Origin of the sequence: Streptomyces sp. NPDC051286, assembly GCF_044455345.1 — a bacterium.
In the GTDB taxonomy this organism is placed as follows: Bacteria; Actinomycetota; Actinomycetes; order Streptomycetales; family Streptomycetaceae; genus Streptomyces.
Genome location: NZ_JBITER010000045.1, coordinates 19072 through 44096, shown reverse-complemented (window position 1 = coordinate 44096; position 25025 = coordinate 19072). Strand labels below are relative to the sequence as shown.

At 69.5% G+C, this 25025-nt stretch carries 18 protein-coding genes; 8 read left to right on the top strand and 10 right to left on the bottom strand.

All coding sequences use genetic code 11. The features are described 5' to 3' along the window. Positions 1-261: 261 nt before the first annotated feature. Positions 262-4083 (bottom strand): S8 family serine peptidase, encoded by a 3822-nt coding sequence (locus ACIBB8_RS30845; protein WP_398957692.1) that lies wholly within the window; start codon positions 4081-4083, stop codon positions 262-264. A gap of 592 nt (positions 4084-4675) precedes the next feature. On the opposite strand from ACIBB8_RS30845, the gene ACIBB8_RS30840 reads away from it, so the two are divergent. Both ACIBB8_RS30840 and ACIBB8_RS30835 read left to right on the top strand, forming a co-directional pair. Further along, positions 4676-6490 (top strand): ABC transporter ATP-binding protein, encoded by a 1815-nt coding sequence (locus ACIBB8_RS30840; protein WP_398957690.1) that lies wholly within the window; start codon positions 4676-4678, stop codon positions 6488-6490. 162 nt (positions 6491-6652) lie between these two features. Then, positions 6653-7198 carry a DUF1697 domain-containing protein gene (locus ACIBB8_RS30835; RefSeq protein WP_398957688.1) on the top strand — a complete coding sequence of 182 codons (546 nt, stop codon included), beginning with the start codon at positions 6653-6655 and terminating at the stop codon, positions 7196-7198. Positions 7199-7405: 207 nt separating this feature from the next. Here the strand turns inward: ACIBB8_RS30835 and ACIBB8_RS30830 are convergent, their stop codons facing one another. The 4 genes from ACIBB8_RS30830 to ACIBB8_RS30815 all read right to left on the bottom strand — a co-directional run bounded on the left by ACIBB8_RS30830 (position 7406) and on the right by ACIBB8_RS30815 (position 10532). Beyond that, positions 7406-7861 (bottom strand): MarR family winged helix-turn-helix transcriptional regulator, encoded by a 456-nt coding sequence (locus ACIBB8_RS30830; protein ID WP_398957686.1) that lies wholly within the window; start codon positions 7859-7861, stop codon positions 7406-7408. 134 nt (positions 7862-7995) lie between these two features. Continuing rightward, positions 7996-8799: a polysaccharide deacetylase family protein gene (locus tag ACIBB8_RS30825; protein ID WP_398957683.1), complete on the bottom strand. Its 804-nt coding sequence runs from the start codon at positions 8797-8799 to the stop codon at positions 7996-7998. After that, positions 8793-9659 (bottom strand): DMT family transporter, encoded by an 867-nt coding sequence (locus ACIBB8_RS30820; RefSeq protein ID WP_398957681.1) that lies wholly within the window; start codon positions 9657-9659, stop codon positions 8793-8795. The genes ACIBB8_RS30825 and ACIBB8_RS30820 overlap by 7 nt, the downstream gene beginning before the upstream one ends. Positions 9660-9698: 39 nt before the next feature. Continuing rightward, positions 9699-10532, bottom strand: a complete 834-nt coding sequence (locus ACIBB8_RS30815; RefSeq protein ID WP_398957679.1) for an SDR family NAD(P)-dependent oxidoreductase — start codon at positions 10530-10532, stop codon at positions 9699-9701. A 242-nt stretch (positions 10533-10774) separates the two neighbouring features. On the opposite strand from ACIBB8_RS30815, the gene ACIBB8_RS30810 reads away from it, so the two are divergent. Beyond that, complete coding sequence (locus ACIBB8_RS30810; protein WP_398957677.1) at positions 10775-11884, top strand: galactosyldiacylglycerol synthase; 1110 nt, start codon at positions 10775-10777, stop codon at positions 11882-11884. A 144-nt stretch (positions 11885-12028) separates the two neighbouring features. Here ACIBB8_RS30810 and ACIBB8_RS30805 read toward each other — a convergent pair whose 3' ends face one another. Next, positions 12029-12928 (bottom strand): YihY/virulence factor BrkB family protein, encoded by a 900-nt coding sequence (locus ACIBB8_RS30805; RefSeq protein WP_398957675.1) that lies wholly within the window; start codon positions 12926-12928, stop codon positions 12029-12031. A gap of 395 nt (positions 12929-13323) precedes the next feature. Between ACIBB8_RS30805 and ACIBB8_RS30800 the strand changes: the two genes are divergently transcribed. Further along, the gene (locus ACIBB8_RS30800; protein ID WP_398957673.1) at positions 13324-13743 is read left to right on the top strand and encodes a PPOX class F420-dependent oxidoreductase; all 420 of its coding nucleotides are present in this window, start codon (positions 13324-13326) and stop codon (positions 13741-13743) included. Between the two features lie 431 nt (positions 13744-14174). Here the strand turns inward: ACIBB8_RS30800 and ACIBB8_RS30795 are convergent, their stop codons facing one another. Continuing rightward, complete coding sequence (locus ACIBB8_RS30795) at positions 14175-15620, bottom strand: glyceraldehyde-3-phosphate dehydrogenase (RefSeq protein ID WP_398957671.1); 1446 nt, start codon at positions 15618-15620, stop codon at positions 14175-14177. 724 nt (positions 15621-16344) lie between these two features. Here ACIBB8_RS30795 and nhaA point away from each other — a divergent pair. After that, on the top strand, positions 16345-18234 hold the full coding sequence (nhaA, locus tag ACIBB8_RS30790; protein WP_398957669.1) for a Na+/H+ antiporter NhaA: 1890 nt from the start codon (positions 16345-16347) through the stop codon (positions 18232-18234). A gap of 217 nt (positions 18235-18451) precedes the next feature. Here nhaA and ACIBB8_RS30785 read toward each other — a convergent pair whose 3' ends face one another. Next, a complete protein-coding gene (locus tag ACIBB8_RS30785; protein ID WP_398957668.1) occupies positions 18452-19477 on the bottom strand; it encodes a zinc-binding alcohol dehydrogenase family protein in 1026 nt (341 codons plus the stop codon). Between the two features lie 213 nt (positions 19478-19690). On the opposite strand from ACIBB8_RS30785, the gene ACIBB8_RS30780 reads away from it, so the two are divergent. The 3 genes from ACIBB8_RS30780 (at position 19691) to ACIBB8_RS30770 (ending at position 23571) form a co-directional block, all read left to right on the top strand. Continuing rightward, positions 19691-20764: a zinc-dependent alcohol dehydrogenase family protein gene (locus tag ACIBB8_RS30780; RefSeq protein WP_398957667.1), complete on the top strand. Its 1074-nt coding sequence runs from the start codon at positions 19691-19693 to the stop codon at positions 20762-20764. A 19-nt stretch (positions 20765-20783) separates the two neighbouring features. Beyond that, on the top strand, positions 20784-21464 hold the full coding sequence (locus ACIBB8_RS30775) for a helix-turn-helix domain-containing protein (protein WP_398957666.1): 681 nt from the start codon (positions 20784-20786) through the stop codon (positions 21462-21464). A 391-nt stretch (positions 21465-21855) separates the two neighbouring features. Then, positions 21856-23571, top strand: coding sequence for a GAF domain-containing protein (locus tag ACIBB8_RS30770; RefSeq protein WP_398957664.1), 1716 nt, complete (start codon positions 21856-21858; stop codon positions 23569-23571). 34 nt (positions 23572-23605) lie between these two features. Here the strand turns inward: ACIBB8_RS30770 and ACIBB8_RS30765 are convergent, their stop codons facing one another. Both ACIBB8_RS30765 and ACIBB8_RS30760 read right to left on the bottom strand, forming a co-directional pair. After that, a complete protein-coding gene (locus ACIBB8_RS30765; RefSeq protein WP_398957662.1) occupies positions 23606-24319 on the bottom strand; it encodes a response regulator in 714 nt (237 codons plus the stop codon). A 107-nt stretch (positions 24320-24426) separates the two neighbouring features. Further along, the gene (locus ACIBB8_RS30760; protein ID WP_358859486.1) at positions 24427-24885 is read right to left on the bottom strand and encodes a cyclic nucleotide-binding domain-containing protein; all 459 of its coding nucleotides are present in this window, start codon (positions 24883-24885) and stop codon (positions 24427-24429) included. Positions 24886-25025 lie beyond the last annotated feature (140 nt).

Here is a 25025-nt window from a genome sequence, read left to right as displayed (position 1 = left end):
GCATTGAGCCACACACCACTGATCAGGTAACAGGCCGGGGTGCGGCAGCGTCATACCTGCGCCTGGTTGCCGGGATACGGCAATCTCGGGTGCTCAGAGACGGGTTCCCACCCCACGCGGCACGGTCGGGCCCGACTCGTACGCAGCCGCCCGGGTGCGGTCGCGCGGCTCGGCCAGGATGCGGCTCATGCGATGGTGCCAGTGGCGCGAAGGGCGCCGCGCGGGAGTTCCCGTGCGGCGCCCCGCTGTGGGCATGTTGCGTTACTTCAGCGCGTACGCCCGGGTGACGGTCTGGACCGTGCGGTTGCCCGCCTCGTCCCAGACCTCGGCCTTGGTGCTGACGTAGCCGTTCGAGTCGGACAGTTCGGCGTTGGTGAACCGGGCCTTGAACGAGTTGTCGTCGGTGCGGTCGACGTCGACGCTCTTCCAGGTGGCGCCGTCGTCGTAGCTGACGGAGAACTTCGCCCCGGCCATCCGGCTGTCGCCGGTGAAGCCCTTCGCGCGGGAGGCGTCCACGGTGATCGTGGAGTGGCTGCCCGCGGCCACCTCGTTGAGCAGGGAGGCCTTCATCCGGTAGTGGAGCTGGACGACGGGCAGTGTCTCGCAGGCGGTCGCCTGGGGGATGACCGCCTTGCAGTCGGGTGCCTCCATCGACGTCGGCGCCTCGGAAGTGAAGCCGTACTCGGTGACGGCCTTGCCGCCGAGCTTCACTGTGCTGTCGGCATGGGTGTCGGTGGAGACAAAGGTGTAGTCGGCCTTCTCCGGCACGAAGATCCCGGAGGTGCCGGTGATCTGCTCGCCGTTGCGGTAGTACGCCCAGGTCCGGTTCACACCGGAACTCGTGAAGTGTGTCGGGTCGCTGTCACCGCCGAGAGCCGGAGCGAAGGTGGTGCCCACGTCGGAACGGCAGAACGAGCAGGCGAAGCTGGGTGCGACGGACGGATGCTGCACGGGCGCAAACCAGTGCGCGGTGGCCGAGGTCCCGGGCTTGTAGCTGCGCGCCGACTCGAGCATCATCATTGACCCGCGGCTGCTGGAGGAACTGACCTGGGCCCGGTAGGTGATGTCCGGACGGGCCAGCATGTAGTCGTCGCGTTCGGTGCCCAGCTGGATACTGCGCGAGAACCGGCCGCCGTTCCAGGGGGCCGGACCCGAGGAGTCCATCCTGTAAGAGGATGTCTTTCCGGCGCCGTCGCTGTGGAACGAGTTGCGGACCTTGGCGTAGTCCTCCTTCTTGCTCGGGGTCGACAGGTTCGCCGGGATACCGGTGTTCCAGGCGTAGTGGCCCGCGTACTGGTAGCGCGACTCCTTGATGCTCCGGACGTCGATCGTGGTCCGGCCGGCCGCGACAGCGGCGGTGAGCCTCACGCCTTCGTCGTAGTTGACGCCGAAGTACGGCACGTTCACCCCGTCGACGTACACGCTGAGGGTCTCGTCGACGGTGGGAACGAGGACGATCGCGGCGGCGCCGGCCGCCTCCACGCGCTGGAGCACCGGGTTGTTGCCGAAGGATTTGTCCCGGTGCAGAAGGGCCGCCTTGCCCTTGAGGTCGAGTCCCGCCAGGTCCTCCTCGGTTCCGGCGCCGACGTCCACGACGTCATAGCGGCCGTGGCCGTCGAACCGGTTGAGATAGTCGGTGGGGATGGGCGTCAGTGCATACGAGTCCGGCCGGGTCACCGACGCCCGGATCAGCGGCTCGCGGCGTGACTGGTAGAACGAGGCCCACAGCTCGCCGTCACCCTTCTTCGGTGCCTCGACCGGGATGGCGCCCGCGTGCTGCTCACTGAAGGCTATGTACGCCACGCCCCAGCCCTGCGGCAAGCCCGTGTCCCCCTCCCTCGAGCGGGTGAGGGTGTGCGCGTAGTCCGCGGTCTCCAGGGGCCGCTCCTCGTCGCGCACGTCCAGCTTGAAGTCGGTGGCTGTGGTGCCGTCGACGGTCAGCTCGGCGTCATGGGAGGTGAGGTCGATCGTCGGAAGGGCGTAGAGATCGATGGCGTAGTTCGTGAAGTTGTCCCCGCTGGTCTGGGTGTTCATCGAACCCATCATGCTGTAGCGACCCACGGGCAGGCTCAGTTCGGCCTTCCCTTTGTTGGAGCCGCCCCCGTACTTGATACTGCGGGTGCTCAGGTCCATGAGGCTGTAGAAGAAACTGCTGGGCGTCTGGCCCTTGCGGTCCTTGAAGTGGACGGTGAGCTTGCGCTGTTCGAGCTGCTTGTCCAGGCCGACGGCGGTGTGGGCGGTGGCGCCCGACGCGCTGGTCAGGGTGACGGTGCCGTAGGTCAGACCGGTCGGAGCGAGGTTCGGGTCGAGGGTGACGGTGATCTCGGCGCTGGCGCCCGCAGCCACCTCGACCGGTCCCGGGACGGTGACCGCGCCCTGCGGGATGTTCCCGCTGATAGCGGGGGTCACGGTGGTGGCAGTGTCCGTGGTGTTGGTGACGGTGACGGTACGGGTTTCCTTCTCGTACGTCCCCGGCTGCCACTCGACCAGCCCGAAGTCGGCCGTACCGGACAGCTCCAGCGCCGGGTCGAGCGCGGCGGGGACATCCACCCGGCCGTTGCCCTGCTGGTAGACGGAGTAGTCGCTGCTGGGCTTGGCATGCGTGACGAGTGCGGCCTTGATGCGCCGGCCGGTCCAGTCCGGGTGGCGCTGGGCCAGCAGGGCGGCGGCGCCCGCGACATGCGGAGCCGCCATCGACGTGCCGCTGGCCGCGGTGTAGTTCGCGTCGACGGGCGCGCCCATGGAGGTGCCGGCGGCGCGGGCCGCGACGATGCCGACGCCCGGTGCGGTGATCTCGGGCTTGATGGCCCTGTCGCCGACGCGCGGGCCGCGGCTGGAGAATTCGGCGAGGACTTCGGCCTTGTCGACCGCGCCCACGGTGAGCGCGGAGTCGGCCGTGCCGGGACTGCCGACGGTGCTCTCGCCGGGGCCGGAGTTGCCGGCGGAGATGACGAACAGGGTGCCGGTGGTCGCCGACAGCCGGTCCACCGTCTGCGTCATCGGATCACTGGGGCTGCTCGCGGCGCCGCCGAGGCTCATGTTCACCACATCGGCGCCCTGGGCCGCGGCCCACTCCATGCCGTTGATGATCCACGACTGCTGGCCGCCGTTCTGGTCTGCGAGCACCTTGCCCACGAGGAGGTCGGCGCCGGGGGCCACACCCTTGTACTTGCCGCCCGAGTTGGCGCCGCTGCCCACGATGGTGGAGGCGACATGGGTACCGTGGCCGTGTCCGTCCTGGACCGTGGCGACGCCCGGCACAAAGCTCTGAGTGGCTGTCAGCCTGCCCTTGACGTCGGCGTTGCCCAGGTCCACGCCGGTGTCGAGGACGGCGACCTTGACGCCCTTGCCGTCCACACCCTTCGCCCATGCCTCGGGAGCGCCGATCTGCGGCACGCTCTTGTCGAGGGACGCCTGGACCTTCCCGTCGTACCACAGGCGGGAGACCTTCGATGCGTTCGGGGCGGTGACCGTTCTGCCGTGCCGGGGCGCCTTGGAGACCGGCTTGACGGACCGCCAGAAGTCTTCGGCGTCCTTCTTGTTGATCTTCACGCCCGCCATGTCGACGGTCTCCAGCAGCGCACCGGGGTCGGCGGCGGGCAGCTTGTCGGCGCGCGCCTTGAGGGTGGCGTCCGACGGCTTGTCCGCATAGCCGACGATCACCGGCAGGCTGTCACTGCGGGAGTCGGCGTAGCCGTCCCTGATGAGCCGGGTGACATTGAACAGCTCACGGTCGACGGCGTCGGAGGCGATGGCGTCCATCGCGTCCGCGGGGATCACATAAAGGTCCCCGTCCGGGCCGGACATCGTCTGGAAGCCGGTGCTCTTGCTCGCGCCCTCGGCGCCGGCGATGTGCACCGACTGTTTGCCGTCTGCGTCCTTGACGACATCGATGGTGTCGCCGGTGACCAGGGTGATCCGGGTCGTGACGGCCCGGTCGGCAGAGGCTGCGGGCTGCCGCAGGCCTGTGTGCTGCTCCGAAGCCCCGGCGGCACCTGCCAGGCCGGGCAGCGCGGCGACAGCGGCCAGGACCACCGCCGTCGCCGCAAGTCGTCTGTACCGGGTTGCTCTTGGGTTGTCCACGTGCTCCCCTTAACTCCGTTTACAGGCTGGAGCCGACGCGCCTGTTGCCCTTGCGGGGCGGGAGGGGCGGTCGGCTGTGCCGGGCCAGGGTCTACGGAGATCGCTTCCCGGAGAAAGACGTCGGCGCTGTCAGAATCCGGCATGGCGGGAACCTGACAAAATCCAAGTGCCTGAGCATCCTTGTCAAGGCCGCACATGACGGTCACTCACCCCATGAAACTTCACACCGGGCAGGCGGATCAGCCGTCTCGATGCGGCGGTGACGTTCTCGGCGAGGCGCTGAGGGCTGCGGGCGGGGTCTTACAACCTCCCCCTGGCCGTTACCTGTATGCGGGGTTGCCGCCGGTTGAGAAAAACGCTTGGACTCCGCGGGCGCTGTCGCGGGACACTGAGGTTCCGGGCCTGGCCTCCCCGTACTCGCACATGTGCGTCGCCACGAGCTGCGCGGGGGCTCTGCGGCCGTTTCCCGCCTGTCGCACGACGACCCGAGCGACGCACTCACCCGAACTGAAGCTCCGCGCGGCCACTGACGCAAGGGACTCACCCCCACAGAAGCGCGAGGCGGACCGCCGCACGACCACACGGGGTTGGTATGGGATCGCCTGAATCGCGCGAAGCGCCGGGCAGGGGCTCGGTGCTCCTCGCACTTCGTTACTACGGCCGGGAGTTGGCCAGGCTCCGGTGGCTGACGGTGCCCGGGATGCTGTTGCCGGCGCTTGGCAATATCGGCATTGCCTACATCGCGCCGCTGGTCGTCGCGAAGCTCGTCGGTCGAATCGCCGGCGACGCCGGTACCTCCATCGGCTCGACGTTGCCCTACGTACTTGCCTTCGCCGGCGTGCTGCTCCTCGCGGAGACGCTGTGGCGTATCGGCCTGCACTTCCTGAACCGCCTCGATGCCCTCGGCATCGAGCACCTGTACGTGATCGGCATGGATGAACTGTTCGCCAAGGACGCCGCGTTCTTTCACGACAACTTTGCCGGCTCGCTGACCAAACGGGTTCTGAGCTTCGCCTCCCGCTTCGAGGATTTCGTCGACACGCTGACGTTCTCGGTCGTGGGCAGCTTCGTGCCGTTGGTGTTCGGGTCCGTGGTGCTGTGGCACTACGAACCGCTGCTCGTTGTCGGGCTGTTGGCGATGATCGCGCTGACGGCGCTGTGTGTGACGCCCCTCATCCGTCGCCGCCAGTTGCTCGTCGACCAGCGTGAGGAGGCGATCGCCCGGGTGTCGGGCCACGTCGCCGACAGCCTGATGAACATGGACACGGTCCGGGCGTTCGCCGCCGAGAAGCGCGAGGCTGCCGAGCACCGGTCCCGCGTCGCCCAGTCACGGCGGCTCACGCTGAGGTCGTGGGACTACGGAAACCTGCGCATCGACACGCTGGTCGCGCCGATGTCCGTGCTGACCAACGCGTTGGGCCTGCTGCTCGCGGTTACTCTCGGCGGTGGCGGGCACGGCGTGGAGGCGGTCGTTGTCGCCTTCACGTACTACACCAACGCGACGCGGATCATGTTCGAGTTCAACCAGATCTACCGCCGCCTGGAGAGTTCGATGACGGAGGCCGCGCAGTTCACCGAACTGCTCCTGACGCCGCCGACCGTGCTCGACCCGGTGTCGCCGGAGCCGCTGCTGTCCCGGGCCGCCGATGTCCGCTTCGAGAAGGTGACCTTCGCCCACGCGGGTGCGGAGCCGCTCTTCGAGCGCCTCGACCTGGCCGTGCACAGCGGGGCGAAGATCGGCCTTGTCGGCCGGTCCGGCGGGGGCAAGACCACGCTCACCCGGCTGCTGCTGCGGATGACGGACATCGACGCCGGCCGGATCCTGATCGGCGGTCAGGACATCAGCACGCTGCGTCAGGCCGATGTGCGCAGCCTGATCTCCTACGTGCCGCAGGACCCGGCGATGTTCCACCGCACGCTGCGGGACAACATCGCGTTCGCCCGGCCGGACGCCACCGACGCCCAGATCCGCCGCGCGGCCGAGGCGGCGCATGTCACGGAGTTCGCCGACGCGCTGCCGGACGGCTTCGACACCATGGTGGGTGAGCGCGGTCTCAAGCTGTCCGGCGGACAGCGCCAGCGGGTCGCCCTCGCCAGGGCGATCCTGCGCGACGCGCCGATCCTGCTGCTCGACGAGGCGACCAGCGCCCTGGACTCCGAGAGCGAGATCCTCGTCCAGGAGGCGCTGTGGCGGCTCATGGACGGGCGAACGGCGCTCGTGGTGGCGCACCGGCTGAGCACGGTCGCCACGATGGACCGGCTCGTAGTCCTGGACCGCGGTCGGATCGTCGAGCAGGGCACGCACCAGGAGCTGCTCGCGTCGGACGGCGCCTACGCGAAGCTGTGGCAGCACCAGTCGGGCGGCTTCCTCGACGACACTCCCGCGCCGCAGGCCGACCTGCACTGAAGGCCGGCCCGGTGGCAGGCGGCATCATTCACGGCGGCGGGCAGGCGGATACCGTCGGCGGCCATCCGCGCGAGGTCGTCGAGCTCGCCCGTCCGTCCGTCACCGCTACGCTGGCGGACGCACGCCGAGGTTCCCCTCCTTCTTGCGGACAGGTGGTTGGATTTGCTGTACATCGCGTTCCTGCGCGGGATGAATGTGCCGGGCCGTTCGGTGAAGATGGAGTACTTGCGCAGCCTGTTCACGGACATGGGATTCGACTCCGTGCGCAGCTACATCCAGAGCGGGAACGTCTTCTTCGAGTCCCGCGAGACCGACCGCGCCGTGCTCAGTGACCGGATCGGTGACCATCTGGGAGAGACGCTCGGCTACGAGGTCGCGGTCTGTCTGCGTACGGTCCCGGAACTGCAGGCGCTGATCACGCTTGACCCGTTCAAGGACGTCACGGTCACCCACGACATGCGCTGCTGCGTGGTGTTCACGACCGAGCGGATCGATCCGGACCTGGCTCTGCCGCTGATCTCCCCGAAGAAGGACATGGAGATCATAGGCAGCACCGAGTACGACGCCTTTGTCATCTGGTATCTGATCAACGGCAAGGCGCCCGCGGCCAAGGGCTTTCAGGAACGCGCGCTGGGACGCGACGCGACGACGCGCTACTTCCACACCGTGGTGAAGATTCTCGACGCGGCCAAGAAGGGCGCGTCCTGACGCTCAAGTCCGGGCTTGGCCGAGGCCGGCATCCCCTGTCCGATTCTGGACGGGGAATCGCGGGCGGGCGACGCATGCTGAATTCGCCGGTATTTGCTGGAGCCGTTCACGATCGCCCCTTCTCGCGTGAGCCCGGGCCCGATCGGCAGCCTCACCGGCATCGCCCTTTGACCCTCGCAGCCCACATCTGTCTCAAGGTGCCCGCGTCTACAGGCGCGGCCACGGCCGGGCCCCGAGACGTTCGATGTCGGTGTTGAAGCGCCTCAGACAGGAAGCGAAGGCGGCGATGTCTTCTTCCGGCCAATCGACCATGACCCGGTCCAGGGAGCGGACGATGCCCTCCCTTTCCATGTCGAGTACGCGTGCTCCCTCGTCGGTGATGCGGAACTTGCGGGCCATTCCGCCGTCAGGGTCCGGGATGCGCTCCACGAGTCCGGTGCGCATCATCGCAGCCGTCTGCCGGTTCAAGGTGGAGGCGTCCAGTCCGAAGGCGTCGCTCAGTTCGCCGATGGACATCGGTCCCTGCACGCGAATGCGGCTGAGCAGGATGTAGGCGCTGCGCTCCAGGGCCCCGGCCCTGCGGTGTTTGCCTCGCTGGTTCAAGAACGTGTGGCGACTGAGCAGCATCTGCTCGTACTCGACTTCGTGTGTTGCCCGGGCCATGCGCCTGTCGCCTCCTGCCTGTTGCCGGGCCACTCTCGCTCTCGTCCGGGCGGCCCGCTCTCCATTCTCTCATGGATGTGTATCATGCATGTAAAGTGGTTGATGTATGGAAAGTGCATGATGCACATCCCGTGTCACCTGTGACGTTGTGCCCGGCGAAGGTTTGTGCCGTTTTCGACGTGTCCGATGCCGTGCTCCGCCAGCGGGCCGACGCTCAGACCGAGTCGACGGCACTCGGCGAGCAGGCCGGGCAGCGCATTCAGCGTGGCTCGCCACGCGCCCGGCGCGCTCCATCCGTCCGCATCGTGCAGCAGCACGGTGGCACCGCCGGTCAGACCTGCGAGGACCGAGGCCCTCACGGAGCGGGCATCGGCGTCCGCCGTCCAGTCCCGGCCCCAGGCCGACCACAGCACCGGTCGCAGCCCCGCGCGCCGGGCCGCGGCCAGTCGGCCGCCGGTGAGGATGCCGTAGGGCGGCCGGTACCACTGCGGGACGGTCCCACAGATCTGCTGTACCGCGCCGACGGCTCGCTTTACCTCCCGTACGTCACGCAACGGTGTGGGGAACCAGGGGCGCTCGTGATGCCAGCCGTGCACCGCGACCTCGTGACCACCCGCCACAAGCGCCCGGCCTAGGGCGGGATGACGTTCCAGCGAGTCGCCGACGACGAAGAAGGTGGCTCGCACCCGGTATTCGTCCAGGACGCGCAGGACGTGCGGGGTGCTGGCCGGGTCCGGCCCGTCGTCGAAGGTCAGTGCCACGTGAGAGGGATGACCGCGGCCGTCCAGCGCGGGGCTGAGGATCCTCCGTACGGGCGGCAGCCAGGCGGCGGCGGGCCCCATGTGCCACGCGGCAGCCACCCCGGCGGCCGCACCCAGAGCGCCGGCCACCGCGCCGGATGACACCACCGTCCGCCCTGCGGCGGAGCGTCCTACCATCGCTGTTCGTCCTTTCCGGAGACCACGGGGGAACTGCTCAGATGCACGCTGGCGAACGCGATGAGCCCGAGCGCCGCAGCCTCCGGCAGCACCCGCCAGCCCAGTTCGATCTGCTCCTCGAACAGCAAGACGCCCAGAATGACGCTCAGCAATGAGTCCCCGAGAGTGAGCGCGGGCTGCGAGGCGCCCAGCGAGCCCGCCCGCAACGTGGCTTGCAGCATCAGGAACGAGCCCAGGCCGACGGCCACGGCCGCGTAGATCTGCCACGTGGTGAACAGCACCCCGACTCCGCCGGACAGCAAACCGAGCGTGTCCTTGATCAGCGCCGCGGTGAAGGAGAAGCCGATGGCGGTCGCCGACCCCAGTACCGCCGCACGGGCGGAGCCCCGCAACCCCATTCCCACCATGATCAGCACGGTCGACACGGCGACGGTGGGCACAGCACTGAGCAGCCACCTCTTCGGAGGCACGGTGTCCACGCCACCGGTCGGACTGGCCAGTAGGAGGAAGGCCGCCAGGCCCAGCGCCATACCGAGGAACGCCCCCCAGGTCCGCGCCCCGGGCGGCTGCCGGAAGACGGCCGCAGCCAGCACCGACGTGAACAGCAGCTCCGTCGTCATCACTGGCTGCACCACAGCCAGTGGCCCAGTCGCCAGGGCGAGGGCCTGCGCCAGGCCCGAGACCAGCAGCAGTCCCGCACCCCAGCGCCAGGCCGGTCGGCGGACGAGGCTCAGGCTCCCGAGGCGATGCCTGCCCATGGGGCCGGGCCGGTCCGCTGCCGCAGCGCGGCGCTGCAGCACGGAGGCTGCCGCGTTCCCGAGCGCGGCGAGCAGCGCCAGCACCACGGAGACGATGATCACGTGTCACACACCCTGCGCGCGTGCCCGCTGCCGGCCCGCTCAGCCGAACCGCATGGCCAGCTTGCGGAAGAGCCGCGGAGCCACGCCCTGCAGCCGCCCCGGCACGCCCAGCCAGCGCGGCACGGTGATCTCGTCCCGGCCACCGGCGAGCGCCTTCTCGACCGCTGCCGCGACCCGCCCGGCGGGTACCGGCCGTGGCCAGGACCGGGTGTACGGGGTGCCACGGCGGGTGAAGAACGGCGTGTCCACGGGACCTGGCAGCACCAGGCAGACGTGGACGCCTGTGCCCCGGAGTTCGTAGCGCAGGCTGTCCGCGAATGCGATCAGTGCGCCCTTCGTCGCCGCGTAGACCGCCTCGTCCCGTACACCGAACCGGCCGGCGACAGAGCCGATCAGTACCAGCCGGCCCGACCTGCGGGACACCATCTGCGGCAGCACCAGGCGGACGAGGTGGAGTACGGCGCAGATGTTGACACTCACCAGACGGTCCACTGTGGCGGGCGGCATGTCGGTGTACGCGCCGGCCCAGCCGAGCCCCGCTCCGGCGACGAGCGCGTCAACTCTTCCGCTGTGCGCCAGTGCCGCCTCGGCCAGTTTGCGGCAGCCCTCCTCGGAGGCCAGGTCCATCGGCAGCGCGGCACCGGCGGTGCGGGCGGCGACACTGCCGAGCCGGCCCTCGTCCCGCCCGTTGAGCAGCAGTTCCCATCGCCCGTCGGCCGCGAGCCGTGACGCGATTTCGGCGCCGATACCGGAGGAGGCCCCGGTGATCAACACGACCGGCCGCGGGCCGGGGGCGGGCGGACCGGCCGCAACCGACCGCGTCGCGTCGGTCCCGGTTGCCGGGGTGCCGTGGGCTGGGTGGCTCTTGCGCATGGGCTTCCGTCCTCCGGGGCCGCCGACATCCTGGTGAAGCACCAGCCGGTAGCGGCCCGTAACGAGTCATCCTTCATGCAACCAGCGCACCGGCAATCGCGCTCGTCCGCACCTGGGCCAGGGCGAACTTCGAAAGGAGCGTCGACCGCCCGCAGGGCGGGCCAGGCGGGACTTTCGAAACACGCCCTAACCCCGCCCGTCCGTGGTTGGCGCACCGGCCGCGATGCGAGGAACATCCAAGAATGGGACGCCGGATTCTGATCGTCAGCGCGAGCATGGGCGCCGGACACGACGCCGTGGCCGCCGAACTGGCCGGGCGGCTGCGGGCCGGCGGCCACCTGACCGCACGTGTGGACCTCCTCGACATACTGCCCCCCGGCGCCGGGCGCGGGCTGCGCGCCGCATACCGTACGGCGCTCCGCCACTGCCCAGGGGCCTACGCGGCGGTCTACTCGGCATTCTTCCGCGACCGCGGAGACCAGCGCGACCGGAACGGCTGGGCGCCGGGCACCGGGCCGCTGGCCGCAGCCCTGGAGCCACGACTGCGCGACGTCGTCGAGCGCTGGCGCCCGGATGCGCTCGTCTCCACCTTCCACCAGGCTGCTCAGGTCACAGGGCGGCTGCGGGCCCAGGGCGGTGACTGCCCGCCCAGCACGGTCGTGGTCACCGACTTCGCTGTGCACCGGCAGTGGCTCCACCCCAGCAACGACCTGCACCTGTGCCTGACCGAGGCCGCAGCGGCACGCGTCCGTGCCAGGACCGGACGCCCGGCGGAGGTGTGCGGCCCGGTCGTGCCTCCGGCCTTCGCCGCGGCGGCCCACGAGCGTGCGTGCGGGCGGCCGTCGCGCTGGGCGCGGGAGTTCGCGCGGCGTGGCCCCGGCCGGCCTGCCGTGCTGCTGTCGGCCGGTGCCTGGGGCGTGGGACAGGGGCTGACCGACACCGCGCTCCTGCTCGCCGGTGCAGGCCACCTTCCGGTGCTGCTGTGCGGAAGGGACGAACGACTGCGGACTCGCGCCGCGAAGCTTCCCGGTGTCCTGGCGCTGGGCTGGGTCGAGGACCTGCCTGAGCTCATGGCGGCATCGAGCGCCCTGGTGGACAACGCCGCGGGGCAGACGGCCGTGCAGGCCCTCGCCGCAGGCGTACCGGTCGTCGGATACCGGCCGATCCCCGGCCATGGCGCCGAAGGCGTCGGTGAGATGGCTGCGGCAGGCCTTACCGAACACGCTGCCGACACGATCGGGCTGCTCAGCTCACTCGACCGGTTGATGCGTCCCGGCCCCGAGCGGGACCGACGGATCGCCGCCGGGCAGGCTGCCTTCACCGCAGACGCGGCCGAACTGGTCGCCTGGTGAGCGGCGTAGGTCGGGGAACGTACGGTCGCTCATGCCCCTCCCGGCAAGTTTTGCCCTGGATGCCGGACCGGAGTAGGAACTCGCGGCTCGTGACCACCACAGCGATGGTGTCCGTCAAAGCGGAGCAAGCTCAGGGCGACGCTGTTACCGAGCTTCCTGCACCGACCGTGCCAGCTCGACATTGAACTGGGCCCCGGCCAGCAGAGCGAGATTGGTGAACCAGATCCAGATCAGGAAGATGACGAGCCCGGCGAGCGATCCGTACAGCCGGCTGTAGGAACCGATGTGGGTGGCGTACAAGGTGAATCCGGCCGATGCCACGAGCCACAGGGACGCGGCGAGCACTCCGCCGGGCAGCCCCCGCCGCAGCCCCTTGGCCGCCGCCGGGCCGGTACGGAACAGCACCGTGATCAGACAGGCCACAAGAAATATCAGGAGGGGCCACTTCAGCAGCGTCCAGACCGCGTCACTTGCGTGTGCGAGACCCATCCGGTGTCCCAGCCAGTGGGCCGGCGGCCCGGTCAGCACCAGCGCGAATGCGCTGGTCATCATCAGCAGAAGCAGTCCGACGGCGGTGGTCACGATGATGTGCGCCTTGCGCAGCGCGGGCCGTGTGTCGCGGACGCCGTACAGGGCGTGCAGAGCACGGCGGAAGACGGCCAGATAGCTGGAAGCGGACCACACGGCGCTGACGGTCCCCGTCGCGACCAGCAGCCACACCGGGCCGCGTTCCTGGGACGCGGCCTCCAGGGGTTCGCGCAGTGCGGCGCCGGACTCCGCGGGAGCGAAGGCCATGATGTCGGCGATCAGCGCGTCGGTTGCTCGGGGGTTGGCCAGGCCGATGAGGGCAACGGTGACCAGGAGCGCCGGGAGGAGGGCGAGGATGGCGTAGTACGTCAGGGCGGCAGCCCAGTCCGAAAGGTCGTCGTTCCACAGGGAGACGGGGGTGCGGCGCAGGGCGGCCCGGTAGTGGGCCGCCCGCCCCGAGGGCGCGCCCTGGCGGGGGACGGTTCCCGAGGCGGTGGGTGTGGTCTTGCTGGGCACACTGGTCTCCGGGGGGACGTGGTCAGGCACGGCGCGGCCTGGCGGCGCCGGGGGAGGCAGCGGATCCCCCGGGGTACGGACGTCCTTTGCTACCACCTTTCCTCGTGCCTCCGATCATGGGTCGTACTCCTCCCGTGTTCCAGGGCCACCTGCACGACCGGACGAGTCCGTCCCGGCAGCTCAGATGCGGGACGCGCGCGCCTCGACCCCCTGCGCCACCAGCCCATTCGTGTACTCGGCACGGGCCGCACGGGACGCGATGCCATCCGTTGACCCGAAGCTGCGGCGCGCGGACCGGTCCGACGGGGCGTGAGGCCTTCGGCACGCCGGGGTGTGGCACGGTGAACACGCAGCCCGATGGATCACCCGGAATGGATCACCGAGGAGGAGATTCCGTGTCGAAGCCACCGCTTTCCGAGACCGCGATCGCCATGCTGAAGAAGCCCAACCCGGCCGTCATCGCGACGCTTCGGGCCGACGGCCAGCCAGTGTCCACGGCCACCTGGTACCTCTGGTGCGACGGCCGGATCCTGGTCAACATGGATGAGGGCCGCAAGCGGCTCGAACACATCCGCAACGACCCCCGGGTCACGCTCACTGTGCTCGACGAGGGGAACTGGTACACCCACCTCAGCATCATCGGGCACGTCGCCGACGTACGTGAGGACAAGGACTTCACCGACATCGACCGCCTGGCCCAGCAGTACCTCGGCACGCCGTACCCGCAGCGGGACCGCGGCCGGGTCAGCGCTTGGATCGAGATCGACCGCTGGCACGGCTGGGGCACGCTCAAGGAGAACAGGCAGCCCGGCTGACCCGCGCGCCGCGGCGGTCGGCACACACGCTCGCCGCCGTGCCGGGATCACCCACACACGACCGGTACAAGGGCGACCCTGTGCCTCGCGATCGCACGCACCGGACGCCGAGAGGAGGTGGCAGTCGCCGCCGATCCGGCGCAACCAACGCCTCGTCACCCAGGCGCGGCTTTGCCGCCCGTACCGACATCAGTTGCACAGGAGGCCTGGCCGGCCCCTGTCCGGGGGAGGCGAGTCTGCCGGCTGTCAGCAAGGTGCGCGGAGCGGCGTACGTCGTGACCGGGGGCCGCCCGGGGGTAACCGGGCGTACGGCCCAGTCCGCTGCCGGTGGCGGCCGGCGGTGGGAAAGCAACCTGATGCCGATCGGTACCAGGTTGCCGCCCCACCGCCGCCCCGCCTGTCGAGGCACCGGACCGGACAGTCCGCCGAGGTCAGACCGCCGGGGCCGGGAAGGTCGGGTACTCGACTCCGGAGACGTGCTGAACGACGCGGATGACCTGGCAGGAGTAGCCGAACTCGTTGTCGTACCACAGGTAGAGGATCGCGTTGTCGCCGTCGACCTTGGTGGCGCCGGCGTCGACGATCGAGGCGTGGCGCGAGCCGATGAAGTCGCTGGAGACCGCATCGGGGGCGGTGGTGAAGTCGATCTGCCGCTTGAGCGGCGAGGTCAGCGACACGTTGCGGAGGTAGTCGAGGACCTCCTCGCGGGTGGTCTCGCGCCCGAGCCGCAGGCTGAGGATCGCGATCGAGACGTCCGGTACCGGAACGCGGATCGAGCTGCCGGTGATCGGCGCCTTGAGGTCGGGCAGCGCCTTGGCGACGGCGGAGGCGGCACCGGTCTCGGTGATGACCATGTTGAGCGGCGCCGAGCGGCCGCGACGGTCGGCCTTGTGGTAGTTGTCCAGCAGGTTCTGGTCGTTGGTGAACGAGTGGACGGTCTCCACGTGGCCGCGCAGGACGCCGTACTCGTCGTCCATCGCCTTCAGCGGCGGGACGATCGCGTTCGTGGTGCAGGAGGCGCAGGACAGGATCTGCTCGTCCGGCTTGATCGTGTCGTGGTTGACGCCGTGGACGATGTTGGGGACGTCGCCCTTGCCCGGCGCGGTCAGGACGACCTTGTCGATGCCGGGGCGCAGGTGCTTCGAGAGGCCCTCGCGGTCGCGCCACTTGCCGGTGTTGTCGATGAGGATGGCGTTGTCGATGCCGTACGCCGTGTAGTCGACCTCGGACGGGTCGTTGGCGTAGATCACCTTGATCTCGTTGCCGTTGGCGACGATCGTGCTGTTCGCCTCGTCGACGGTGATCGTGCCCTGGAACTGGCCGTGGATGGAGTCGCGGCGCAGCAGCGAAGCGCGCTTGACGATGTCCTGGTCGCCGCCCTGGCGGACGACGATGGCGCGCAGCCGCAGGCCGTTGCCGGAGCCGGCCTTCTCGATGAGCAGGCGGGCTACGAGACGGCCGATGCGGCCGAAGCCGTAGAGGACGACATCGCGCCCCTCGCGGCGTTCCATCTTGTTGTCGCCCGTGGCACCGGCGACGGCCTGGGCGGTGAAGTCCTCCACCGAGAGACCGCGGTCGTCGGCCTTGTACGTGGCGGCGAGCATGCCGATGTCGATCTGGGAAGGGCCGAGATCGAGCGTGGTGAGGGCCTGCAGGAACGGCATCGTCTCGGTGACCGAGAGTTCCTCACCGGCGATCTGCCGGGCGAATCGGTGGGTCTTGAGAATACTCACCACCGACTTGTTCACCAGGGAGCGGCTGTGAAGCAGGACTGTGACGTCCTGCTCCCGGTGCAGCTTCCCGATGATCGGGATCATCGACTCTGCGATCTCCTCGCGGTTCTTCCAGTTGGTGAACGAGTCCTCGTTGACAGTCACAGGCTTATCTTTCGAGCTAGGCGGTGCTCATATGCTAACCGCCCGCCGATTCGATCATTCACCCGGTGCCACCTGAGCGGGATCCCGTGATCGGGCCCCATGGCCACGTCAGGACATGGAACGGGCCATCGTGCGGGGCATGGCGCTCGATGTGCAGGGCTCTCACCCGGTTTGTCCCCCATCGGGAACGCACCCGGACCGCCCGTCGCGCTCCCGCGGCACGGGGGCCCTGAACTGCGGCGACCGTCGGCAGGGCACGTTCTTCGAGCCGGGGCGGCACCGCGAGGCTTCGGCCGGACAGGACGCTGCCAGGAGCTGTGCCTTCGCCCTCGCGTCGCGGCGGCAATGAGCGCGTTCTCCGGCGCGCACATGGTCTTATGGGACACGAGGTTCAGTGGCGGGTTGTCGACGGTAAGGACTTCGAGGGGATCTTCACCGGTGAAGGTGACAGCAGACATCGTGCGGGTCTTCACCAGCCGCTGCGGTGGGGACCGATTCGCCCGCCGGGCTGCAGGCGGAGCGGCCTCAGCCGGTGTGCCCAGTGCCGTCACCGACTCGGTCACCGCGCTCTCCCGCTCCCCTCACCATGGTGCTGGACGCCGCGCTCGATCACACCCGCAGCCTGTCCCGGGAGGAACCCGGAAGCATGTGGCGGTTGAGCGCCATGCGGCCGCTGGTGGGCCATTGCGCCGCCGACAGGGCCACGGCACACGGTGATGTTCCCGTGACCCATGATCCCTCCTTCCCTTCTCCCCTCCAGGAGCAGAGCACACATGCCCCGGAGACCCGGACCCCGCTGCGCGCGTTCCTCAGGACCGAGGCCGGCAGCGCGGCGGTGCTGTTGGCCGCCACGGTGGCGGCACTGGTGTGGGCGAACGCGGCTCCCGGGGCCTACGCATCCTTCTGGGAGGTGCGCCTGTCGGTGACCGTGGGATCCGCAGGGGTATCGCTGGATCTGCGCGAGTGGGTGAACAGCGGTCTGATGACGTTCTTCTTCTTCGTCATCGGGCTGGAGGCTCGCCGGGAGTTCGACATGGGCGAGCTCCGGGAGCGGCAGCGGGTCATGCTGCCCCTGGCCGCAGGGCTCGCCGGCATGATCGTCCCCGTCGGGGTCTACCTCGCGTTCAACTCGGGCGGTGCCTCGGCCCGCGGTTGGGGGGCGGCCATGTCCACGGACACCGCGTTCGCCCTGGGCATGCTGGCGATTCTGGGACGACGGTTCCCCGACGCCTTGCGCACGTTCATCCTCACGGTGACCGTCGTCGACGACCTGTTGGCTCTGGTGGTCATCGCCCTCGTCTACAGCGAGCACGTCACCGTGCCCGCCCTGCTTTCCGCCGTGACCCTGTTCGGCCTGATCCTGCTGGTCAGGGCGGCGGGCGTGCGTCACGGGCTGACGTACCTGCTGATGGGGGCCGCGACCTGGGTCGCCCTGCTCAAGTCCGGTGTCGATCCGGTGGTCGTGGGTCTGGCCATGGGACTGCTGACCTATGCCTACCCGGCGGCGCGCAGCGACCTGGAACGCGCGAGCGATCTGTTCGTCTCATTCCGCGAGCAGCCCACACCTGAGCTCGAGCGCTCGGCACGCCGGGGACTGGCGTCGGCGCTGTCGCTCAATGAGCGGCTGCAACGGATGTACCACCCGTGGACGAGTTATGTGATCGTGCCGGTGTTCGCCCTCGCCAATGCAGGCATCACCATCGACGCGGGACTGGTGTCGCGGGCGGTAACGTCCCCGGTCACCTTGGGTATCCTGCTCGGCTATCTGGTCGGCAAGCCGGTGGGCATCACCGGTGCCTCATGGCTGCTTGCCCGGCTGAGCCGTCATCGGCTGAGGCCTCCGGTCGGTTGGGGCGCCCTCGCCGGGGGCGGCACGATCGCCGGGGTCGGGTTCACCGTCGCCCTGCTGATCTCCACGCTCGCCTTCGAAGGAGACCGACTCGAAGAGGCGAAGGTGGGCATCCTGGGCGCGGTGGCCTGTTCCATCCTCGCGACCTGCGCCGTGGCGATGACGATCAGGCTCCTGCCGCCGCAGCGGCGTGCACGGGTACTGCTCGGCACGGCCGAGAGGGTGATCGATCTCGCGGTCCCGGTCGACCCCGATCGTGACCATGTCCGGGGCCCGATGACCGCTCCGGTGACACTGGTCGAGTACGCCGATTTCGAATGCCCCTACTGCGGCCAGGCCGAACCAGTGGTCCGTGACCTTCTCGCCGACTTCGGCGATCTGCGCTACGTGTGGCGGCACCTGCCGCTCACCGACGTCCATCCCGGCGCGCAACTCGCCGCCGAGGCCGCCGAGGCCGCGGCGGATCAGGGGGCCTTCTGGCAGATGCACGAACTTCTCCTGAAGCACCAAGGGGCGCTCCTGGTGCCCGACCTGATGCGCTACGCGGACGAACTGGGTTTGGACGCCGAGCGCTTCCGGCACAGTCTGCGCACCCACGCGGGGGCCGGCCGGGTCGCTGAGGACGGCGAATCGGCCGATCTGAGCGGGGTGACAGGAACCCCCACCTTCTTCATCAACGGCCTGCTGCACCACGGCGCCTACGACATCGACGCGCTGTCCGCCGCGGTGCGAACAGCCCGTGCGCGCGCGGGACTGACGGGGTGATCCGCCGGATGCGGGCGTGACGGCACGGCGTTCCGGCAGCAGGCGAGTCCAAGGAAGGCTTCGTGGATGTCGGCTCGGCGTTTCCGGCGGCTACGGAGGCGTCTGAAGCCATTGGAGCCGGGCGGAGGTCGCTGCCCGGACTGTCGGGCCCCTGGATCGCCCCCGTTGGCCCATCGCTGGTTCGAGAGTGGCTGAGTGGCGCCGGGCCGGATTCCTGTCAGTCCGGCGTGAGCACCGCGGCGCCGTTCACACGGTCCGCGGCCAGGTCGGCCAGTGCCTGATCAGCCCGGTTCAGGGGATAGCGGCTGACGGTGACCTGGATACCGATGCGTTCGGCGAGTTCGAGAAATTCGCGGCCGTTCTCGCGGGTGTTGGAGGTGACGCTCCGTAGATTCCGCTCCTGGAAGAGATGCCGCTGATAGTTCAGCGCGGGAATGTCGGAGAGATGGATGCCGGCGATCGCGAGGGTGCCCGACCGGTCGAGTCCCTCCAGGGCCACCGGTACCAGATCACCCACCGGAGCGAACAGGATCGCCGAGTCCAACGGCTCCGGTGGGCTGTCGTAGGCGCCGCCGACCGATGAAACACCCAGGGACAGAGCGAGTTCACGCGCCTGTGCGGAACGCGTCATTACATGGACGGTCGCGCCGTCGGCCAGCGCCACCTGAGCGGCCAGATGGGCCGATGCGCCGAAACCGTAGATTCCGAGCCTGCCACCCTTCGGCAACGCACTGCGGCGCAGCGACCGGTAGCCGATGATTCCCGCGCACAGGAGAGGGGCGAGCAGGGCCGCGTCCTGGGACTCGGGGAGCCGGTAGGCGAACGCCTCGGGAACAAGTACCAGGTCGGCGAAGCCGCCGTCCGCATCCCACCCCGTGTACGTGGACCGGGGGCACAGGTTCTCCCGTCCGGAGCGGCAGTAGCGGCAGGATCCGCAGGTACGGCGCAACCAGGCACCGCCGACCCGGTCGCCCACCCGGAACTCGCTGGTCGCCTCGCCGACTGCTGCCACGCGGCCGACGATCTCGTGTCCGGGAATCGTCGACGGACGGTGGGGAGTGAGGTCCCCCTCGGCGAGATGCAGGTCCGTGCGGCAGACACCACAGGCTTCCACCCGCAGCAGGAGTTCGTCCGGGGCGGGCGCGCTCACCTCGCGGTGTATCCGTATCAGGGGACCGGTACCGATCGACCCCGGTGTCCCGACGGCCCAGCCGCTGAGCATCTGTGAGTGGGGGAGCCCCATACCTCCAGCCTGCGGCCGCTGGGTGGGTCCGGCAAACCGGCCGGTTTCCGCATGCGCCTCGGGAACCGCGGACCGGGGCCGCTGCTGCGTCGGCGGGAGTGGGTGGCCCGCCAGGTCCTTGCCCGGGGGCCATCCGGCCCATGCGCCCCGAGCTCCTGCCGAGTCAGCCTGGCAGTGCCCCGTACTGGACCTGACAGGAAGAAGGGCGATGTCATGAAGGCACTCGTCTTCCAGGGCCCCGGCCGGACCGCGTGGGGGGATGTACCGGATCCCGGCATCAAGGACGCCGCGGACGCGATCGTTCGCGTCGACACGGTGACTATCTGTGGCACCGATCTGCACATCGTCAAGGGCGATGTGCCCGAGGTGGTTCCGGGCCGTGTGCTCGGGCACGAAGCGGTGGGCACCGTGGTCGAGACCGGCGGCGATGTCCGGACGGTGCGGCCCGGTGACCGCGTGCTGATCTCGTGCATCTCCGCCTGTGGACGGTGCCGGTTCTGCCGCGGCGGACAGTACGGTCAGTGCCGCGGGGGCGGCGGCTGGGTGTTGGGCCACACGATCGATGGCACCCAGGCCGAATATGTGCGGGTGCCGTTCGCCGACCTGTCCGTCCATCCGCTGCCGGGTGCCGTTGACAGTGACGACGCGGTCCTGTTGGCCGACATCTTCCCGACGTCGTACGAGGTCGGGGTGGTGAACGGCAACGTGCGGCCCGGCGACACGGTCGCCGTGGTCGGTGCTGGGCCGATCGGTCTGGCGGCCATCATCACCGCGCGTCTGTACAGCCCCGGCCGCATCATCGCGGTGGACCTCGCGGAGTCCCGGCTGGCTACCGCGCGCGCACTCGGTGCGGACGCGACCGTCAGCGCGAGCGAGGAACCCGAGCGCCTCGTCGAGGACCTCACCGATGGACTCGGTGCCGATGTCGTCATGGAGGCCGTCGGCATACCGGAGACATTCGAGATGTGCACCCGGATGGTGCGCCCGGGCGGCCGGGTCGCGAACATCGGGGTCCACGGCAAGCCTGCGGTCCTGCACCTCGAAGACCTCTGGATCAAGGACGTCACGATCACCACCGGGCTGGTGGACACCCACTCGACGCCCATGCTGCTGGGAATGATGGCCGCGGGGCGCCTTCCCTCGGATTCGCTGATCACCCACCGTTTTGAGCTGGGCCAGATGGAGGAGGCGTACGACATCTTCTCCCGCGCCGCCGAAACCGGTGCCCTCAAGGTGGCACTGGGCGGCCCGCAGCACAACGCCGTCTCCGTCCCCGACCTGCCGTGACCCGAAGGACGTGAGGACCATGAGTGAGGGCACGTCTTCATCCGCTTCCAGCGAGTCTCCGACCGGCCGCAGCGACCTCGGACGGCGCGTGGCAGCGCGCCGTCAGGAACTCGGTCTCACCCGCGAGGAGGTGGCCGAACGCTGCGGCGCCGCTCCTTCGTACATTGCCTATCTGGAGGACCGGGATGCTGTACCGGCCGTCAGCGTCCTCGTGCGCCTCGCCGATGCGCTGGAGACGACCGTGGCCGAGCTGACCGGTATGACGGTGGAACGTCCCCCCGGCAGGGCAGCGGCACTGCCGGGCGCCGAACTCGTCGCGCTCAGTGACACTGAGTGCCTTCGACTGCTTGCCGGCCACGGTGTCGGCAGGATCGCGCTCGTCACGGCGGACGGGCCGGCCGTCTTCCCGGTCAACTACGTGCTGACGGGCAACGAGATCGCGTTCCGGACCGCCGGCGATGGACTTCTGGCCGCTTCCGCGGGAACCGAGGTGGCCTTCGAGGCCGATCACATCGACGACGCGATGAGCCAGGGCTGGAGTGTGCTGGTGGTGGGCGATGCATCAGGCGTCACCGGTGCCCAGGCCATCCAGCGACTGGACCGTGTGGCCCCCTCCCTTCCCTGGGCCGGCGGCCCCCGCACCCACTGGATGGTGGTCACCCCCACTCGTATCACCGGGCGTCGCGTGGTGCAGAAGTGAGAGAGCTGCGTGTCGTCGCCGGCACGCCGCTCGCGCCGCAAACGGTGTGCGGCGGGCGGGAGTGCGAGCGGGCTGCGACCGCCCGGTGCCCGGGCGCGCGGGCGGAACCCGCGGACCGGCCGCGACACGGCCGCAGTCGTGGAGCCACCGGGACGGGGTGAGACATGGCGATGGGGTGAGACATGGAGGATGGCGTGGGCGTCCCTCGGGGATCTGGGTCATTCGTCCCTCGGACGGGCTTCTCGGCGGGGCCGTTCGGTCCGCTTCGGCCAGCGGGTTTCCGTACCGGGACGTGTTCCGCCGGGTGCGCTCCACCGGGTGCCTTGTGGTGTTCGGCCGCTACCGTGGACATATGGCCCGCCCGTGACGCGCGGGCCACGGTGGAGGCACCGTGGGCGACAAGGGCACTGACCGCAACGGCGAGGAACGCCGTCGGCTGGGCACACTCCCCGGCGACCTCCAGGACCGCCTCGATCTTTCGAAGCGCGGCCCCGCCGAGGCGGCGCTGCTGCTGGACGCCGTCATGTCGGTGGGAAGGGGGCTCGATCTGCCGCAGGTGCTGCGCCAGATCGTCGAAGCCGCAGTCGTCGTGGTCGACGCCGAGTACGGAGCCCTCGGGGTGCTCGGCGAGGGAACCCGCCTTGCGCAGTTCCTGCCCGTGGGCATCACGGACGAACAGAGGGAAGCCATCGGCTCGCTGCCCGAGGGGCATGGCATCCTCGGCGAGCTGATCCGCCACCCCGTGCCACTGAGGCTCAAGGAACTCGCCGACCACCGGTCGTCCCACGGGTTTCCGCCGAACCATCCCCCCATGCACTCGTTTCTGGGGGTGCCCATCCGGGTCCGCGACGAGGTGTTCGGCAACCTGTACCTGACCGAGAAACGGGGCGGCCGCGCCTTCGACGCCGAGGACGAGACGGTGCTCTCCACCCTCTCTGTGGCAGCCGGGGTCGCCATCGAGAACGCACGCCTGTACTCGGAGACGCGTGACCGGCAGCGTTGGCAGGAGGCCAACAGCGAGATCGTCGAGGGTCTGCTGAGCGGCGTGGACGAGGCGTACGTCCTGCAGATGATCGTCGACCATGCCTCGCGCATCCTCTCCGCCGACCTGGGGGTTCTGGCGCTCCCCGAGGGCGAGGGCGCCCTGCGGGTGGCGATAGCCTCCGGCGTGGACGCCGACACGCACCGCGGACTGGTCCTGCCACGCGAAGGTTCGTTCGTCGGCACAGCTCTCCACACGGGCGAGCCGATCATCAGCCTCGATGTCGAGTGTGATCCGAGGATCACCGCTGGGCCCCCGCGATGGGCTGGGCTCGGTCCGGCCGTCGCGGTGCCGATGAAGACGGGGGGACGGGTCCTGGGGGTGCTGCTGCTGGCCCGAGTACGGGAGCGTCCCGCATTCACCGAGTGGGAGACCGCGCCCCTGCTGACGTTCGCCGGGCAGGCGGCGCTGGCGATGGAACTCACGGAACGGCGTGAGTCCGCCGAGCAGATCGCCCTGCTGGAGGACCGGGACCGGATCGCCCGGGACCTGCACGACCTCGCCATTCAGCGGCTGTTCGCCACCGGTATGACCCTGCAGAGCGTGGTGCGGTTCGTGGACCATCCCCAGGCCGGTGAACGGCTGCTGCGCGCCGTGGACGATCTCGACGAGACCATCAAGATCATCCGGTCCACCATCTTCGGCCTCCGCGCACGCGAATCGGGCCGTGCCGAACAAGGGCTCCGGGTCCGCACGCTGACCGCGGTGGAGCAGGCCGCGCCTGCCCTGGGCTTCCAGCCGTCTCTCCGCATGGCAGGGCTCATCGACACAGATGTGCCGGCTGAGACCGCGGACCAGGTGATCGCTGTGCTCGGCGAAGCGCTCAGCAATGTCGCACGCCATGCCCGGGCGACCTCGGTGGACGTCTCGATGGTGGTCGGTGAGGGAGCACTGACGTTGGTCGTGTCCGACAACGGAGTGGGCATGCCGGAACACGACGGGGCACACAGTGGGCTGGACAACCTCGCGCAGCGCGCCAAGAACCTCGGCGGTGACATGACGGTCGAGCCATCGGCGGAGGGCGGCACCCGGGTGAGGTGGCGCGTGCCGCTGCGACTGACGTGATCCGCGGACCGCGCGGCGGGCCGCGGCGTCGGCGTCAGTACTCGCGACCGCTCGCCGAGGGCGGCGAGGAGGGCGTCGGTCTGTGCGCGGCGATCACGGCTGCCTGAATACGGCGCTCCACGCCGAGCTTCGCCAGGAGGCGGGAAATGTGGTTCTTGACCGTTTTCTCCGACAGATAGAGGCGTTTGCCGATCTGACTGTTGGTCAGCCCTTCACCGATCAGGGCAAGAACGTCCTTCTCCCGTGGAGACAGTGCGGAGAGCGCGTCCTCGTCCTCGGCCTTGGTGTCGGAACTACCTCCGCGCAGGCTGTCCATCAGCCGCGCGGTGGTCGCCGGATCGAGGGTGGAGCGCCCGGAAGCCAGCGTGCGGACGGCTGTGACGAGGTCGGATCCCTTGATCTCCTTGAGTACGTAGCCTGCCGCGCCCGCCATGATGGCGTCGAGCAGTGCTTCGTCGTCGTCGAACGAGGTGAGCATCAGGCAGGCCAGTTCCGGCATCCGTGAACGCAGCTCACGACAGACGCTGATCCCGTCGCCGTCCGGCAGCCGCACATCGAGAATCGCGACATCCGGGCGCAGCGCAGGGCCACGGGCCAGCGCGTGATCCGCCGTGCCGGCATCGCCGACGACCTCGATGTCGGGTTCCGCGTCGAGCAGATCCTGCACCCCGCGCCTGACCACCTCGTGGTCGTCCAGCAGGAACACGCGGATAGGATGCTGTGCGGAGAACGCGACTTCGCCGCTCATGGCGCCCACCTCGCTTCTGCAGGGCTCTGCCACCGGCCCCGTGTTCATCGTCGCCCGCACACCGACGGTGCACCAGAGCCGATCGGCCCCTGCACCACCCGGGCCGTTCAGTCCTCGGCGATGTCGGCCTGGGGACCGTACAGCTGGAGCAACCTCGCCCGCGTTCCGTTCAACCGCTCCGCCACTGTCTCGGCCACGTACTTGTACACCGCCCGGCCCAGCACGGCATCGGCCGCGCACAGCGCGCGCACCGTCGCGGCCTCGAACTCCAGGGCCTGACCCGCGTGGACCACGTGTGCGCCCATGTGCCACACGTGCGGGGAGCAGAGCCAGGACCAGCCCAGCAGGTCGTCCTGGCCCAGGGTCTCGACGACCGCCGGGCGGCGGCCGGGCACCCGGAGGTCGATTTCGACCCGGCCGGAGCGGATGATCCAGAAACGGTCGGCCCGCCGGCCCTCCTCGAAGAGGCGTGAGTCGAGGACCAGCGGCACTTCGTGTGCCGCCGTGTCGACAAGGCGCTGCCGGCTCTCGGGCGGGAGCGCGTCGAGCAGACTGTGCGTCGACATGGGGGTCCTCCGTCCCTGGCGGGCGATCGCGGCTCCGCGCGTGACAGCCCGGCCGCGTACCCGACCGTCCGGTGTGAACGATAGGCGGGGCTCCGGGGGAGGCTCGGTCATCGGGCACCCCCGGGGTCTGCCGTACCCGA